Origin of the sequence: Bacteroides sp. 1001136B_160425_E2 (genome assembly GCF_015559655.1) — a bacterium.
Lineage (GTDB): Bacteria > Bacteroidota > Bacteroidia > Bacteroidales > Bacteroidaceae > Bacteroides > Bacteroides luhongzhouii.
The window spans coordinates 13,878-30,000 of record NZ_JADMQH010000008.1 but is presented as its reverse complement, the minus strand read 5'-3'; the positions used below and the strand labels follow the sequence as shown (position 1 = coordinate 30,000).

At 43.9% G+C, this 16,123-nt stretch carries 15 protein-coding genes; 2 read left to right on the top strand and 13 right to left on the bottom strand.

Translation table 11 applies throughout. The features are described 5' to 3' along the window. Window positions 1–37 precede the first annotated feature (37 nt). On the bottom strand, window positions 38–583 hold the full coding sequence (locus tag I2I04_RS09455; protein ID WP_004304788.1) for a 7-carboxy-7-deazaguanine synthase QueE: 546 nt from the start codon (window positions 581–583) through the stop codon (window positions 38–40). A gap of 21 nt (window positions 584–604) precedes the next feature. After that, entirely contained in the window at window positions 605–961 is a 357-nt protein-coding gene (locus I2I04_RS09450; RefSeq protein WP_143258237.1) for a 6-pyruvoyl trahydropterin synthase family protein, read from the bottom strand. A 129-nt stretch (window positions 962–1,090) separates the two neighbouring features. Between I2I04_RS09450 and I2I04_RS09445 the strand changes: the two genes are divergently transcribed. After that, window positions 1,091–1,450, top strand: coding sequence for a YbaN family protein (locus tag I2I04_RS09445; protein ID WP_195654885.1), 360 nt, complete (start codon window positions 1,091–1,093; stop codon window positions 1,448–1,450). Here the strand turns inward: I2I04_RS09445 and I2I04_RS09440 are convergent. Continuing rightward, window positions 1,420–1,986, bottom strand: coding sequence for a 5'-methylthioadenosine/S-adenosylhomocysteine nucleosidase (locus I2I04_RS09440; RefSeq protein ID WP_143258236.1), 567 nt, complete (start codon window positions 1,984–1,986; stop codon window positions 1,420–1,422). The genes I2I04_RS09445 and I2I04_RS09440 overlap by 31 nt on opposite strands. A 235-nt stretch (window positions 1,987–2,221) precedes the next feature. Between I2I04_RS09440 and I2I04_RS09435 the strand changes: the two genes are divergently transcribed. Beyond that, a complete protein-coding gene (locus tag I2I04_RS09435; RefSeq protein ID WP_229126963.1) occupies window positions 2,222–3,709 on the top strand; it encodes a leucine-rich repeat protein in 1,488 nt (495 codons plus the stop codon). 117 nt (window positions 3,710–3,826) lie between these two features. On the opposite strand, the gene I2I04_RS09430 is transcribed toward I2I04_RS09435, so the two are convergent. Genes I2I04_RS09430 through I2I04_RS09385 form a run of 10 tightly spaced genes read right to left on the bottom strand, consistent with a single transcriptional unit; the run spans window position 3,827 to window position 16,116 of the window. Next, window positions 3,827–4,693, bottom strand: coding sequence for a carbohydrate kinase family protein (locus I2I04_RS09430; protein ID WP_195654883.1), 867 nt, complete (start codon window positions 4,691–4,693; stop codon window positions 3,827–3,829). 4 nt (window positions 4,694–4,697) lie between these two features. Then, window positions 4,698–5,726 carry a zinc-dependent alcohol dehydrogenase gene (locus I2I04_RS09425; RefSeq protein WP_143258233.1) on the bottom strand — a complete coding sequence of 343 codons (1,029 nt, stop codon included), beginning with the start codon at window positions 5,724–5,726 and terminating at the stop codon, window positions 4,698–4,700. Next, on the bottom strand, window positions 5,723–6,808 hold the full coding sequence (locus I2I04_RS09420; RefSeq protein WP_195654882.1) for an SGNH/GDSL hydrolase family protein: 1,086 nt from the start codon (window positions 6,806–6,808) through the stop codon (window positions 5,723–5,725). The genes I2I04_RS09425 and I2I04_RS09420 overlap by 4 nt, the downstream gene beginning before the upstream one ends. Before the next feature lie 21 nt (window positions 6,809–6,829). After that, window positions 6,830–8,152 carry a mannitol dehydrogenase family protein gene (locus I2I04_RS09415; RefSeq protein ID WP_143258231.1) on the bottom strand — a complete coding sequence of 441 codons (1,323 nt, stop codon included), beginning with the start codon at window positions 8,150–8,152 and terminating at the stop codon, window positions 6,830–6,832. Next, window positions 8,139–10,376: a histidine phosphatase family protein gene (locus tag I2I04_RS09410; protein WP_143258230.1), complete on the bottom strand. Its 2,238-nt coding sequence runs from the start codon at window positions 10,374–10,376 to the stop codon at window positions 8,139–8,141. The genes I2I04_RS09415 and I2I04_RS09410 overlap by 14 nt, the downstream gene beginning before the upstream one ends. Window positions 10,377–10,416: 40 nt before the next feature. Next, on the bottom strand, window positions 10,417–11,691 hold the full coding sequence (locus I2I04_RS09405) for an FAD-dependent oxidoreductase (RefSeq protein ID WP_195654881.1): 1,275 nt from the start codon (window positions 11,689–11,691) through the stop codon (window positions 10,417–10,419). Continuing rightward, window positions 11,691–13,067: a ComEC/Rec2 family competence protein gene (locus tag I2I04_RS09400; RefSeq protein WP_195654880.1), complete on the bottom strand. Its 1,377-nt coding sequence runs from the start codon at window positions 13,065–13,067 to the stop codon at window positions 11,691–11,693. The genes I2I04_RS09405 and I2I04_RS09400 overlap by 1 nt, the downstream gene beginning before the upstream one ends. Beyond that, complete coding sequence (locus I2I04_RS09395) at window positions 13,055–13,384, bottom strand: hypothetical protein (protein ID WP_004304776.1); 330 nt, start codon at window positions 13,382–13,384, stop codon at window positions 13,055–13,057. The genes I2I04_RS09400 and I2I04_RS09395 overlap by 13 nt, the downstream gene beginning before the upstream one ends. A gap of 17 nt (window positions 13,385–13,401) precedes the next feature. Beyond that, window positions 13,402–14,355: a DUF6772 family protein gene (locus tag I2I04_RS09390; RefSeq protein ID WP_143258227.1), complete on the bottom strand. Its 954-nt coding sequence runs from the start codon at window positions 14,353–14,355 to the stop codon at window positions 13,402–13,404. Window positions 14,356–14,376: 21 nt separating this feature from the next. Then, window positions 14,377–16,116: a RagB/SusD family nutrient uptake outer membrane protein gene (locus tag I2I04_RS09385; RefSeq protein ID WP_195654879.1), complete on the bottom strand. Its 1,740-nt coding sequence runs from the start codon at window positions 16,114–16,116 to the stop codon at window positions 14,377–14,379. Window positions 16,117–16,123 lie beyond the last annotated feature (7 nt).

Genomic DNA, 16,123 nt, shown 5'->3' with positions numbered 1-16,123 from the left:
TAATTTAAGCTTCTTCCGTATCACCCGTCTATTTTGTTCAACGGATGTCGATTAATTTGTGTGTTTGCAGGCTGAGTCTCCATTTGGGATGTCGCATTACACAGTCCACTGTTGAAGCAGTGTTATTACAAGAACAAGGCTGGAGGAAAAAATGTTCGGCCGGAAGTAGTTCAAAAATACTTATATCTTGTCCTTCATAGACCACTTTCACTTCATCCATCCGGTCGATGGCAAGTTTCACCCCTTGTTTGGGGGAGCAGGTCACCCAGTCGATAGCTGCCGGCAGGGGGCGTGTACCGTTGGTTTCGATAGTCACATATTTACCTGCCTGGTGCAAACGGTCGATCAATTCATCGTCTATCCATAAGGAAGGTTCGCCACCTGTGAGGACAACGGTGACGGCAGGATATTTTTTCACTTCGGCGATAATTTCATCGTCGGTCATCATTTTTCCTTCTTCGTGTTGTGTGTCGCAAAAGTCACATTTCAGGTTGCAGCCGGAAAAACGTACGAAGATAGCCGGGGTTCCGGTGTGGTAGCCTTCGCCCTGCAAACTGTAAAAGATTTCATTAATCTTTCTCATCATCAAAATTTGTTTGGTTTGCTACTCTTGTCCTTCTGCGCCGCTGGAATCTTTCTCGTAGATGACAATGTTTCCTTCCGATTCCTGCACTTCTACTTTATAGCATTGAGGAATCTGTTTGCATACCCACCGGGCGATATTCTCCGCTGTGGGATTGAATGGAAGTACTTCATTCAGATTTTGATGGTCGAGTTTCTCCGTGACCACTTCTTTGATGCGGGTGAAATCTACCACCATCCCTTCGGAGTTGAGCCGTGCGGAACGGCAATAGACGGTGATAATCCAGTTGTGACCGTGTAAACTGGCGCATTTACTGCGATACGGGAGTACCAGCTTATGAGAAGCCGAGATCTCCATGCGTTTGATTACTGTAAACATGAGTGTATGTATTTTAATAGTTACACGCATCTAATGTCACCTCGATGCAACGGCAAAGGTAATACAAAATAGAGTTTTCATTCAGCAAAGAGTGTTATTTTTTCCCTTTTTTTGCACTATCTTTGCCGCATGAAAACTCTTTATATTGTTTTAGGTAGTATTTCCCTTGCGCTCGGCATTCTCGGCATCTTTCTGCCGCTACTGCCCACTACCCCTTTTTTATTGCTCACCGCCGCCCTTTATTTCAAAGGGTCACCCCAATTATATAACTGGCTGCTCAATCATCGGCACTTCGGTCCTTATATCCGCAATTTCCGCGAAAACAAGGCGATTCCTCTCCGCGCCAAAATAATTTCCCTCGTATTAATGTGGGGAACGATGCTTTATTGCATTTTCTTCCTGATTCCTTTTATATGGGTAAAGATTCTCCTGGGATTGATAGCCGCAGGAGTCACTTATCATATTCTTTCTTTCAAGACATTGAAATAGTGTGATAGTCCCTGCCGGGCATCGGCTAGTTTATCTTCCCAATGTTTCACGGAGTTCTGACCAATTATGTCAGTCACGTATTTCACGGAAATAAACGGGATTTCTTTTGAACGGCAGACAAATGCCTGTGCGTATGCTTCCATATCTACAACATCTCCGCTAACGTGGGTCAACTCGGTGAGGAAGCCATCTCCTGTATTGCAGATTCCATGTTCCGTCCAATGCGTGCAATAACCTTTTTCTTCGAGCAAAGCTGATGAATCGATCTCACACTCCAATCCGAACTCTTTCATTTTCTGCATATCACGGTCTACGAACTTGCGGCATACAAAGATGTCTCCTACCTGATGATTGACTGTTCCGGCACTTCCGATATTGAGCACCAAATCCGGTTGTACCTGGCGGATTGCTTCTGCCAGATGAAAAGCTGATTTCACTTTACCAATGCCTGTACGAACGTAGTAAGGTTCTATATCCGGCCATTTAATCTCTACAAATTCGCCTTGTACGGCGTAGGTTACTAATATTTTCAACATGGATTCCTTTATTTCGTAAAATTATTATTCAATGAGATATACAAGCAACTCCGGCTCATTCTAGTTTTCTGTAATGAACATAGCCTTGACTATTTCTGCAAAAATAACTATTAAATCGGAGTTATTCATAAAAATGCGATTAAAAGCTTTCGAGACTTACACATTATATCTATCTTTGCAACAAAATAATTTTAATGCTTTATCAACAGAGCAACAAAACAAACATAATTTTAATATGAAATCATTAAATTTACTCTCCGTACTAGTTTTAACATTGTTCATAAATGGTTGTAGTGACAAGAATGACATAGAAGATAAAATTATACAACAAACGATTGATGCAATAAAAATTACCGAAGAAGAAGTAACTTTAAATATTGGTGATAGTCACACGCTCACCATAAAACACTCTCCAGAAGACTTGCCCGTTCCTGAATATATTTGGACATCCTCCAATAAAGACGTTGCCACAATTAATGCCCACGGAGAAATTAAAGCACTGTCTATCGGTGTTACTATTATTACTGCTAAAGCCAAAGATTTCGGTCCTCTCTCCACCTGTCAGGTAAATGTTATTCCGATTGAAGTTACATCTATCAAATTATCAGAAAACGCAGTTAAATTAATTGCTGGAGAAACCCATCAGTTATCTGCTGTTATCGAACCGGACAACGCAACATACAAAGATATAATATGGACATCGTCAGATGACAAAATTGCAACAGTATATAATGGAAACATTACTGCAGTTAAAGAAGGGAATGCAACCATCACAGCACAACTAAAGGAATCAAAAGCAAAAGCTAGTTGTGAACTTACCATTACTCGCAAAATCATTAAAGCCAGTTATAACATAGAAATACCCGGAAGTCTAGAAAGTATCTTAGAAACAAATAAAACAACCATCACAGATTTAACACTCACCGGAAATCTTGATGCCAGGGATTTAATGACTTTAAAAGAAATGAGTCAACTTATTACCTTAGATATAAATGACACCAAGATACATGAGTTTAAAACCAATGATTTAACCTTCAACTCCGATGAATTACTTGAACGCAACTTTGAGAATTCAATATTAGAGGAAGTAAAACTACCTAAGGAACTAACAGTCATACCGGCATATACCTTTTTATCATGTCGTAACTTGAAAGAAGTGTCCCTGCCTTCTACAGTAAAAATTATAAAGAGACTTGCTTTTAATAGAGCTATAAATCTTAATACTATAAAACTCCCGGAAGGGCTAACCAGAATCGATTTTTTTGCATTCGGTTCTACATTCATGAAAGGGAAACTAACTATACCTACTACAGTAACTTTTACCGAACAAGGCGTATTCCAATATACAAGTTTTGATGAAGTTGAGCTATCGCCAAACTTGTCTACTATCAGTGTACAATTTTTGAATTATAGTAGAAAAGTAAAAAAAATAATAATACCGGAAGGACCTACTAAAATTGAAGCAAATGCTTTCGGAAATTGCGAATCCTTAGAATATGTGGAAATTCCCAACAGTGTTAGTGAAATCCAATCGTCAGCTTTTGAATATTGTCCCATAGTGGAAATACACGTAAAAAGAGTCACACCACCAATTATAAAGGATTCAAGTACCCTAAAGATAAAAGATAAATCCATTTGTAAAATATATGTTCCCAAAGGATCTATTACATCATATAGATTATCACCTTTTTGGAGTGACTTTAAGAATTTTATCGAAGAATGATCAGCTACCCGGAACGGATGCTTCACAACAGTATGAGCCGCTTTTCGAGCGACACTTTCCGTGATTCACCTAAACCTTTCCGGGCATAAAGTTTCCCCACCACACTTCGTTTAAAAATTACTTTTTACTGTCCGGCAACGGGTTAATTGCCCCTCTTTGTGTACAAGTATATGCCGATACATCCACCGCTTTGCGGTGTGATTCAGCAACCGACGCCCCTCTAAGTATGTTCACAACAAAGGTAGCAGTAAACGAGTCGCCTGCACCTACAGTATCGGCCACCTCGACTTTAGGTGTGTTTATGGATGACACTTCCCCACTTGCATCATATATGCCACTACGTACTGCCCCTTGTGTGAATATAACATACTTGAGCGAGAAACGAGCAATGAGTTCTGCGATAGCTTCCACAAAATCAGTAGAAAGGGAAAGAAGAGAGATCAATAACGGCAATTCGTCTTCATTCAATTTGAGGACATTTGCTTTTTGCAAGGATTCCACAATCAAGTCTGTCGAATAAAAATGTTGCCTGATATTAATATCGAACACCTTCAAAGAGGTATCCGGCACGGCATCTATGAGCCTCAAGATTGCAGCACGTGACTTTTCGCTTCGCTGTGCCAAAGAGCCCCAACAAACAGCATCTGCATCGCCGACAAATTTCATGGTCGCAGGACTACACTCGATAGCATCCCAAGCAACATTCTCAACAATGTCATATTGCGGTACACCAGCCTCATTCAACGACACAAGTACTTTACCTGTCGGCAAAATATTACGGGAAATATATCCTAAATCAAGTCCGGTCTCTTTAAGCACCGCAAATGTTTCATCGCCGAGTTCATCGTCACCTATTGCCGTAACGGGATATGATTCTGCTCCCAATTCCTTCGCAAAAAAACAGAAATTGATAGGCGCTCCGCCAAGTCTCTTACCTTCCGGGAAGCAATCCCAAACAACTTCTCCTATACCTATTATTTTCATGGTTTTATAGTTTTATAATTATTTTCATGGATGTTGCACTATTCTCGTCTATAAATTTATATGCCTCGTCATACTGCTCGAACGGGAAATGATTTGAAATAAGCGGTTCGAGACGGATAGCTCCCGAACTTACCTGATCGATAGCCGTAAGATAATCTTCATGGCGATACATCATCGTTCCGTTCACCTTCAGTTCGTGCTCTCCCAAATAGAACATATTAAGCGACGGATCCTTGCCAAATACCGCCACTACAACGATGGTACTCCCTTTTTCGATACACTCCATAAGCGAACGAATGCTCGACTCAACTCCGGCAACCTCAAACGCAGCTTGAAAATCTTCATCCCCGAAAAGCCTCTTCGCTCCTTCTTTGAGCGGCGTCTTAGCTACATTGAGCGTATCTACTATACCACATTTACGAGCGATTTCAAGTCTGAAATCACTTACATCAGTAATAAGAACCCGTTTGGCTCCTCTTGCCTTAGCGAACTGCGCCACGAGGTTACCGATCGTTCCGGCACCCGATACAACCACATTCTTACCTTTCAAGTCCCCGCCACGCATGGTTGCGTGCGCAGCCACTGCCACCGGTTCTATCATAGCCCCATAATCAAGCGACATACCTTTAGGCAACACTGCAATCCTGTCATCATCAACCACAAAAAAGTCTTGCGCAGCTCCATTTGCCTGAAAGGCTTGCACTCTTAGTTCTTCACAAATATTATACTCTCCCCGCTGACAAGGCTTGCACTTCCCACACACCAGTTGCGGACGTGCGGTGACAACGTCACCCGCCTTGCAGATCGTAACCTCCGTCCCCGTAGCGACTACCACTGCCGAATATTCATGCCCCTGAACTACCGGATAGAAAGTTGCCGGATGACATCCGTGATAAGAATGTATCTCACTTCCACAAATACCTATTCTCTTAATATTCAGAAGCACCTGATGTCCTTTCAGGTCCGACGCCTTAGGCGCCTCAACCTCACGAAATTCAATATGTTTTGGTTCTACTAATACCGCTTGTCTCATTTTATACCATATTTACTTAAAATTTCTATTACCGGAGTCTCTATTGACTTCGCCCAAAGTGCATATCCATAACTACTTGGATGAGTTCCATCGACCGATGTCTCATGCGCATCGGAAGCATCAGGCGCAATCAGATAAACGTCTTTATATTTCGGGTTCGTGAGGATTTTTGCAAACAACTCCTCTACGGTTGCCGCCTTAGCCCGTTCTTTCGCATCAAGAACTGTATCGAATGAACGTCGTTCGCGATAGATGGTACGCTGAAATATCAACGGAGTAGCCGGATGTGCCGCTATAAGCCGATCTATAAACGGCATCAGGCGCTCTCTTATCAGTTCTGCGTCAGGATTTGAAAATGTATCGAATATAAAGGCATCAGCCTTGACTTCCGCAAGAACGTCGAGCATATAAGGCTGCATCAGACAACGTCCGCTTGTTGCGAGCGACACGACTTGAAGACCTGTATTTCGCATAAATTGCATGGGATAACTCATGCCGGATCGATCCGTGCTTACTCCTTGCGTAAATGAAGAGCCATATACCACTATCCTATGACGAAAATCGGACTTCAACGGTTCGATAACAGCATCGTCATCTATCCCTATCTTGCAAGAAATGACCTCCGAATACATTGGCATATACATCATACATTCGTGCATCGTACCATCCATATTCTCAATGAGCGTGAATGTCTCAGTTTTCTCGCCTTTATACGCTTTCAATGAACCGCTTGCCGCATACTGCCATCTACCGTTTGCATTTTTGATATAAAGATCATATCCTTTATAAGAGATCGGCATGGTTGAATGGCTCGAATATACATACCCCCACTTTGTCGTAATCTGTATATTACGTGTGTTCGTTTTAAACAATACAGCCATACCGGCAGAACAACGGAGTTGTCGATTCTCTGTTCTGTTAAAACCTTTATAAACCAATGTATCGACTCTATGATACGGATTGGGAGTCGATTCAAACGGCTTACCTATCAGGTTAAGCGTTGATGCCTCCATCTGTTTTTGTGCCGAAACCGACAATACACACGAAAGCGATAGAACAACCGTTATGAAAAACTTCTTCATAGCCTGTATTTTTTTAGTTGTTTACTGTAATAAGACCTTCAACCCTTCCGCTACCCGCATGGCATAAAACTGCTCATACTTTTCCATAAACACAGGATATTTGTCCAGTCCCAATGACACAAAAGGTGATATCTTCAAGAACTCGGCCGGTGATCCTCCGGAAATCAACTTCCTGTCCGCCGGGGTGATGTGAGGTTCGGAGATAGCTATATTTTCACCGGACTCGGTGCGCGCACCTATCAAGTATTTGCAATAAACAGCTATCAGGAAAGCCTCTATCGAAATATCCTTCCCATCCTGCAACATCTGTTTGAGTATGGGTACTACATAAACGGCAAACTTAGCAATACCATCGCCGCAAAGCCGTGATACCTGATCGCTGATCGCCTTGTTTGAAAATCGTTCGATAAGCTGGGCTTTATACGCTTCAAGGTCAACGCCCTCAGGAACCGGAACATAAGGAGTAACGTCCCTATTCATAAACAGCTTTATCATTGCACGATACCTCTCGTCTGCCATTACAGCATCGACCTTCCTGAATCCTTCCATATAGGCAGGATAAGAAAGAAGGGTATGTGACGCATTGAGAAGACTTAATTTCATGATTTCATACGGAGTCACATCATGGGTGAATGTAACTCCTACTTTCTCCCATGCAGGACGGCCTGCAATGAAATTATCTTCAATCACCCATTGTATAAAGTCTTCACAACACACATCAGTGCCCTTACCCGGTTTTGTTACGGGAGTGATTCGGTCCACCATCGAATTCGGGAACGTCACTTTCTTTTTCGCCCACGCTGCCACCTCAGGATATTTCGCTTCGAAGTATGACATAAACGCACATTTGGCAGCGTTACCGTTCATTTGCATGTTGTCACACGAAAGAATAGTGATCGGTAGATCCTTCGCCATCCGACGTTTAAGTCCTTCGGCTACATACCAAAACACACTGCGCGACTGGTTAAAATCGACCTTATATCCCCCTTCGGTAATGGTGAGAGAGATGATTTTTATCTCCTCCGATGCTATTTTTGCGATGATAGGCTCACTATCTATTTCCCCCCATGCAAGTTCTACAAGCGAACCAATCAGCATGCTATCCTGTTCGCCGGAAGGGCTGCATGTCGTCAACTGATATATGCCGTCGTCTTTCTTGAGGGCGTTGAACAATACCCCGTCCGTAGGCATAATCATGGCTCCGAATACTCCCCAGCATCTTTGTGCCGGATCTTCAAGTAAAAGATTTGTGTAAGCTTCAAGATGTGCTCGATGGAAGTTTCCAACGCCGAAATGTACTATTCCAGCCTTTATTTCAGCACGATTATAATTAAAAGTCTTCATACGATAATTTCAATGTTTCGGCAAGTGATTTTTCCACCTTGTCGCAATGTTCTATATAGAATTTATAAACCTCATTCCATTTGTAATAAGATGCTTCAACCGCTTCCAACGGCAATCGGAGGTCTTTTTCATTCAGCATAAACTTAACTAAAACGTCCGGATTATCTTCCGATTGATAAAATACCATCTGAAGATTCGCACCCATCGGAATATCCCAATACTTCCAACTCCGCAACGCTTCTTTGGAATTACTGGCTTCACGCGCCCACGTCCCGGCTTGCAGATTTGTCAAGATGGCCATAAGAACGCCATCATGTCCGAAGTTGAGATTAATACCATGACGCTTGCGAACCAGATCTTCGGCAGACTCATCTAATAAATGGCGTAACGTGCGTGACGCAAGTCCCCAACTACGCCCGTGAGAGACCGGTTCAGGACCTTTCTGCGCAAAATACTTATAGTTCTCAATTTCCGCCCAAGCCAATATTTCCTCTTCTGTAAAAAGGTCCCATATAGGCACTTGGCGATCAAGGCATTGCATAAGCGACGCCATTAACCAGAAGCGGTGGATCAGGTCGTACTTGTCATACTCACTTTCTATTTGTGCAATGTCTATAAACAGTCTTGTAAAAAAAGCATCCACATCCAACTTTTCATCTATATATGAACGATATTTTTTATACCAACTGTTTTCTTTACCAAGTATATACTTATCAAGCGAACTCCTGTCGGGACATACGTTGCCATAAGGATTCAGCATGGTAAGGAACGAACGGGAGTTGTCTATCTCTGCCCATTCAAGTCCGGGACGCAACGACAAAATCCCCGAATTTACAGATTGCATGGTAGCCGCCACCCGAAGCACATTCGTTGCGTTAGTCTTCAAATAGGGATGACCTTCAAATACTTCCGGATAGTTTTGTACCATCCTCCGGCCTATTTCCCTTGTCTGACGATAACCGATTTGTGTCAGATCGCCTTCTTTGTAAAACACATTCTTCTTGAACGGTTCAAGACGTTCGTACAGTGCTTTCCCAAAATTGGTAAGGTTGTTTGTGGTATGAGCTTTCTCCAATACGCCGTATATGGCAGGATAAGTCACCGCATCGTCTATCTGACGCGCTCCGTGACGGAAATAGCCATTTATATAGAAAGGCTTATATCCTTTGGGTGCCGGCGTAACCGGATGTGAAAGATCGGTCACATAATACACTCCGCCCGCACGTTCCGGGTCTCGGCGTATCTCGTCGAGAGGATTTTCGGCCATCGGCTTTTCTTTCGGAAGAGAGAGTTTGAATATGCAAGGAAGATCGGACGTCTTTTTCGCATTTGTATTGGTATTGACATACATAACTCCATCTTTGACCACAATATCTTCCGGTTCGTAAATAACCTGTTCCTGCACATTGTATCGGGCAGCAATTGTCCGCCTATCAGTATCGTACACCCGAATGCAGGAAGGACGGTTGTCATCCTGTTTCCCAACTCCGAAGCAAAAATAGATTTTGCCATCATGCATACAGCCCGCTTGTGTGAACCACACATCATAGGGGAACACCACCTGATCGAGAATGTCATTTTCGTCGAGGCGCACCTTTGCGCCCTCACTCAATGACGGTATACGGAATTTGGTGGCAACATACTGGTTTTCCCATGCATGCTTTGTCACCTTCGCCACAGTGCGTTTACGCGCCGAGAATATCCATATAAATCCTCGCTCCCGATCGACCAGCCAACTTGGTGCGCCGAAGATAGAGACATATCCTTTCTCCGCCCACTTCGAACCATCGAGTTCAATTGTCTGTACGATTTCGCTGCTAAAACGTTTTCCACGACGGGTGATACTCTCCACAAAACACAACCATTCCAACTCGCTTCCTACCTTCCCGTTTGTAATATACAAGAGAGGAAACGATGCTCCGCGTTTTGTCTCGACGCCAAAGCATACATTATTTACATGGTTGTCCGGATGGGAGGACGCCAACTCAAAGCCTGCCACAGGTTTCGGATCAGCACTTTTGAAATCATAGATATTCACGTGTCCTCCATCCTCGCACGAGAATATGTAATCATCCCATATTTCAAGTCCTTGCTGTGCTCGCCCCCGTCCTTCCTTTGTCAGGAAGACAGAGCATTCTACCTCCTTCTCCGGCTCTACATATAACTGCGCGATAAGGGGAATAGAGATCAATAGGCACACGACAGACAAATATATTTTCTTCATAAGTATGCTCTATAAATTTAAAGTATGATTATGTTTTACGTTAATCAAACAGCTCTACGCCTAACGATTCAAGCCGTTTCTGCAACTCTCCTACATCGAGAGCCCGCGGAGTACAATGCTGCAACGCACTCATGGCAGCGGCAATGCCAACGGCCTCTCCCATCGCCATGCAAATACTCATGACACGATATGAAGCGTGAGCTCTGTGAGTACCCGATATGCACCGTCCCGCCACAAGAAGCCCTTCCAAGCCCAACGGAAGAAAACAACGATACGGCAAATCGTATGGTTTGCAATATTGTATGGTCGGTTCTGCCTGTCCGGCTCCGTCAGGATTATGTATATCGACAATGAACAATGCCTTATGTACTACCACATCGGCAAAACGACAGCCTTCCGCCATCTCATCGGCATCGATCACATAGTCCCCCATCACTCTGCGGCTTTCGCGCACTCCGGTTGTTGTACCACTTCCGATCACTCTACAGTTTTCGTAACCCGGCAAATTTTCTTTCAAGAATTGAGTCAGGAGACGTATCTGTTGCCTAAGTTCAAGATCAGCGGCGAAAATAGAGCTTACCGAAGTAATATCCACCCTATTGACTTGTGTCGTATTTACCTGACGGCAACCCGGTCTGACTGACGGATGCAAACGCACGGCAGCAAGCATCCGGGGAAGTTTGCCCTCATCGGCTTTCTTTTTGCACCAATCAAGAAAACACTCGCCATTCAGTTGGACATTGTCTACATCTCCTATACAGATAATCCCTTTCGATTCATCTACTCCGTCAATGGTGTATTCAAGGGTTACAGGTTGCATGAGTCCGTCAGCACGTCCTTTTTCTATTTTTGCACCGGCAAGAAAAGATACCACGGCATCACCGGTACAGTCGATCGTAACCGCGGCTTCAAAACAGAGCGTCCCCTCGTTACTTGCACACTTAATGCCTTTTACCACCTTTCCGTCACGAATAACATCCGACACACAACATTGCAAAAAGACATCGACGTTCTTTTCCCTGGCGACAAATTCTGCCAATGTAAGTTTTGCCTCTTCGAAATCGTGAGCATTTCCATGTTCGCCAATCCAGTCATTGTCTTTGACGCCAAGAATAGCACAAACCTCATCGCGCATCGTGTTCTTGCTTACACTACCGAGAATAGGGCCGACATACCCGGCGGTCAGGTTACCTCCGATGACTCCGTATCTTTCGATAAGAGCAACACGTGCTCCTTGCCGGGCGGCGGCTACAGCCGCACATATCCCGGCAGGACCTGCACCTGCTACTATTACATCATAGTATTTTGTATTCATTATCTGCTTGTATATGGACCGGAAATAGTCTTAACGGTCATTGCTCCGTCAGAATCGGTGATCGTCACAACTCTGTATTTGTTTCCTCCGTCGGTCACACGAACTACAATATGTCCATCATATCCCTTTACTCTCGCAGCCTCTTCCGCCGTTACCCGGTCGTCTACTCCGCTGGGACGATCGCCCTGCCAAAAGTTAGTGATAAATATATCACATGCAGGGAGTGTTGTCTCCATCAAATTCAGTATATCGGTACGGGGATGACAATCTACCCACGAATTGACAACAATCGTTTGTGGATTGAGTGCTTTCAGAGCATCCGCCTGATTGGTGTTGCTCGTTCCATGATGATCGGCTTTCATCAGTTCCACCTGACCTACCGCTTTTGCACAAGGCAGTTCGGCATCTTTCCACGCATGACTCGAACGTCCGTTATACTGAAGATCGCCTCCGGCAAAGAAATCAAAATTGCCATACGAAACTTTCATCACACAACTGGTTATGTTCTCCGGCGGACAATTGTCACTGGAGGTAATGTTCTTGCTGTTTTCGTATGAAATCTCCGAGAGTTCAGGGAATGTTTTCTTTGTGGTAGTGCCCGAACCAGTCCAGATCTCTCCATTCACTGCCACGTTTTGCACCTTTGCAGTAGGATACTTCACAGGATTATACTTTTGAACGATCTGATTATTCGCCCCTGCTTTGAATATCGCAGCATCAAACTTTTTATTGGCGACATGCCATTTCACTGCATTGATATAGTTACTACAACTTGGAGCATTGTCTGCCATGGTTGCCATGTCGAACGGATAGTTATAATCGGGATAGCCACGATCGAGAAGCGTACCAATCTTGAAATTGTCGAAAATCTCGGCAAAACCTATCAACGAATAAGTGCTGGAGTTGGAAGATTTCGGCAAGGAGGAAGTATAACCGCCGAAGTGGTCATTATGGAAGTGTGTAAGTACTGCATAATCAATCGTACTGTTACCTGTCCATACCATACACTTACGGATGTAGTCAGTTATAATCTGTGAACCACGGGTAGAAGTCAGAGTCGGATCCCAACGACTACGGATACCGGTGTTGGTCGTATTACTATTAGAGTTGGTCGTAACACTCGAACTTGCGGCATCGATAAGCATTTGCGTACCATCCGGGAATATTACAAACATGCTTTCACCGGTAGTCGTATTGATGAAATGAATATCCATCATACCCTCTTGCCAGGCAGGAATTGTTTTACCTACCTCTATTTCAGTGACAGCATCTTCTCCACCTCCATCCGGACGAATCAAAAATGAGTGAGACTCATTGGAGCTGCATCCTACAATCGCAAGGATGAACAGACTAAGTATAAATATTAACCTTTGCATGCTATATGAAGATTTAAAAACATCTCTCCGCCTTCAATGCTGACGGCAAGACGAATATAATTACCAAAATTTGAATTTACCTTTATAATATGTTGGCCAAGTCCTTTGAAGATTACAGGCTCACTACCATCGTCAGCCCAATGTATACCGTCTTGCGATAGTTGTACACGACCTTCGAATACGGGATCTCCTTCTATTTTCTCAACCATAACAAAGAATATAGCCTCATCTGCCCAACCAGCCTCGTAAGGATGAGTGAAGAAAGTGCCTTTAAAGAACTTTTTTACCTCAAGGTGGGAATCATTAAACATTTTCATATATTACATACCTCCTTTTATTCTTGTGAAACAACAACAGAATCTATATAAAAGAATACACGACGATTGGTATCAGTACCCACCCAGAAAAGAGGATTGATAAGATTGTCGATGCGGTCATATCCGTCAACGGTATCGGCTGCAATGCCACGCATATCCCAAATTCTATCCTGACATTGGAACTCGACATATTCACGAAGCTGTGTGTCAAGTTTCAGACGCATGTATTGCCAATTGAGTTTACAGTCGGTCTCATTGTAAATGAGTTTCTGATGACCATCTTTCAAATCCTTAAACCCATCGTGGTCGCCATTAGGATAACGGCGGCCGAACCACCAGGGATCAACTCCCCTCTTACACCAGTCTCCGTCAAGTCCATAAGCCCAATCACGGTCGGTAATGTCTTCATTGGAATGTTCATACTGCCACTTCTGCATTAATTTGCCATCTACTGCATTGAGATAGCGGACTCCTACATGGTAGCGTTTTCCACCCTCCTGTACATCGAATCCCAGACCAAAATCGCGGATGGAACTCTCATGCAAACCCGGTTGTGGACGGTCACCGCCATCCACCACATCCTGCTCCGCCGTGTATGTAAACCAACATTCTATCTGCAAATATTTGCAGCCCGGACGAGAGAACGACAGCCGCTTAATGGCATGTCCCAGACAGCCTTCCGCCGGAATCTCCGTATAAGGAGCGGCAACAGGTCTTGTCGAAAGTTTAAGAGAGTAAGTGCCGGACATTGCCCCGTGAGTGCCCGGATACCTGAAAGTAGCGGAACTAAGCATGACCGGTGGCCACTGGTCTTTATTGACCAATGTCTTGGGAACATCAAAATCGGGATATTCCGTAAAGTTAGGCATCAATGTCATCCAGCCGTTAAAGCCGGTGTTGAATACATCATAGCTCAACACCCTTTTCAATGGTTGATAGCGACTGTGCAATAAAATTTCTCCAATGCTCATAATATCATTTATTTAATAAAGTTAGTACCCTGGATTTTGAACAAGTTTTCCATTCATTATCAATACATCATCACTTGGCAATGGCCATAAATAAATCTTCTCATCATACTTACGTTCACCATGCTGGACGATATAGGTTCCGTCGGCCATCGCTTCAAAAGAAGGAAATCCGTCTTTGTCAAATGTCGGAGTCTCCGGCCAAAACCAGTTGCCTGCCGCAAAGTATTCCTTTGCCCTGTTGGCTGTACGGGTAAATCCGTACATATTGTGTCCGAAAGCATTCTCAAACTGATGCCAACGAAGCAAGTCGAAATAACGCAGATTTTCCCATGCAAACTCCACACGACGCTCACGACGGAGCACTTTGCGCAATGCTGTCTGATCGGTTGTCGTAATGGACGGATAGTCGTTGGTTTGTGTACGGGTGGTGCCATAAGCACGGGCGCGGACATCGTTGATGCAAGCAAGAACAGTAGCGTCAATATCTCCCAACTCAATCTTAGCTTCGGCATACATCAACAAGACATCTGCATAACGCATGAGAATGACGGGGTTGTCGTTATACAAAGTAGTACGCCATGACTCTTGTGCGCCTTTGCGCAGACAACAACCATTGTAAGCGCAGTTGGATGCATCCAAACCGCCTTTGGAATCTTTGTTTGTAATCATGCGATTTTGCGTATAATCCATTACTTCGAGTGCGTTTGGCGCAGGATTCCACTCAATACCATAGATACGGCTGCCGGGAGCTGCAAATGTTTCCAGGCAACGGGGATCACGGTTGGCAAATGGATCGTGAGGGTCAAAGCCACTGCCCGGTTCATCAATCGTCTTGCCATTCGTCATTTCGTAGACAGCAAGAAGTTCCCACGAAGGTTGTGCATTATGTGTACCGCCTGCCGAACGGGCAATAAAGGAACCGATAGCCTGTGTAGTAGGTTTACCGTCTTCATCCAACTCAAGGTCGCTTGAGTGAGCAACAGAGAAGATAACTTCTTTGCTTCCTCTTGTCTTGTCGCGGAAAAGTTCTCCATAATCAGGGGCTAAGTCATATACTTCCAGATCCATACAGTCTTGCGCAGCCTTTGCGGCAGTCCCGTAGTCGTGTTGATAGAGAGCGGTACGAGCCTTGTAAGCATAAGCCGTTCCTTTGTCCACACGGGTGGCGCCGCTATTATTATTTGCGGCCGGCAAATTTTCTGCGGCATAGTCATAATCTTCATAAATTTGTTTCAGAACGACAGCTTTGTCGGTACGTCCCATCTCAAATGCTTCCTCCGGAGTAATCGAAGTCAGGTAGAAAGGAACATCTCCCCAAAGAGTAATCAAACGTGAATAAGCAAACGCCCTGAAAAAACGGGCTTCGGCACGAAGTGTATTCAGTTCAGTGGTGGAATATTTGCCTTCAAGTTTGTCGAGTGCCTCCAAAATCCGGTTGGCACGACTAATGTTCTTATACGTGTAACTCCAAACAGTCTTGATGTTAGGATTACTTGTAGAAGACGCATTCAGTGAACCTGCCGCAATAGTATAAATGTTGGTTCGTTGCGCCCAGTCATCCGTATTACGGTCCAGCGTCCAACCTTCTTCTATAACAAAGAAAGTACTGCGATAAAAATCGTTCAATGAGATTCGAACTTCCTCCGGTGACGAGAACCAGTTTTCGCTGGATGCAGCTGAAGGAGGATTCAGATCGAGGTTCACACAAGAAGTTACAGATAGAAGAGCTATCATGCAAATCAATACATGTATTTTTTTCATATTATGT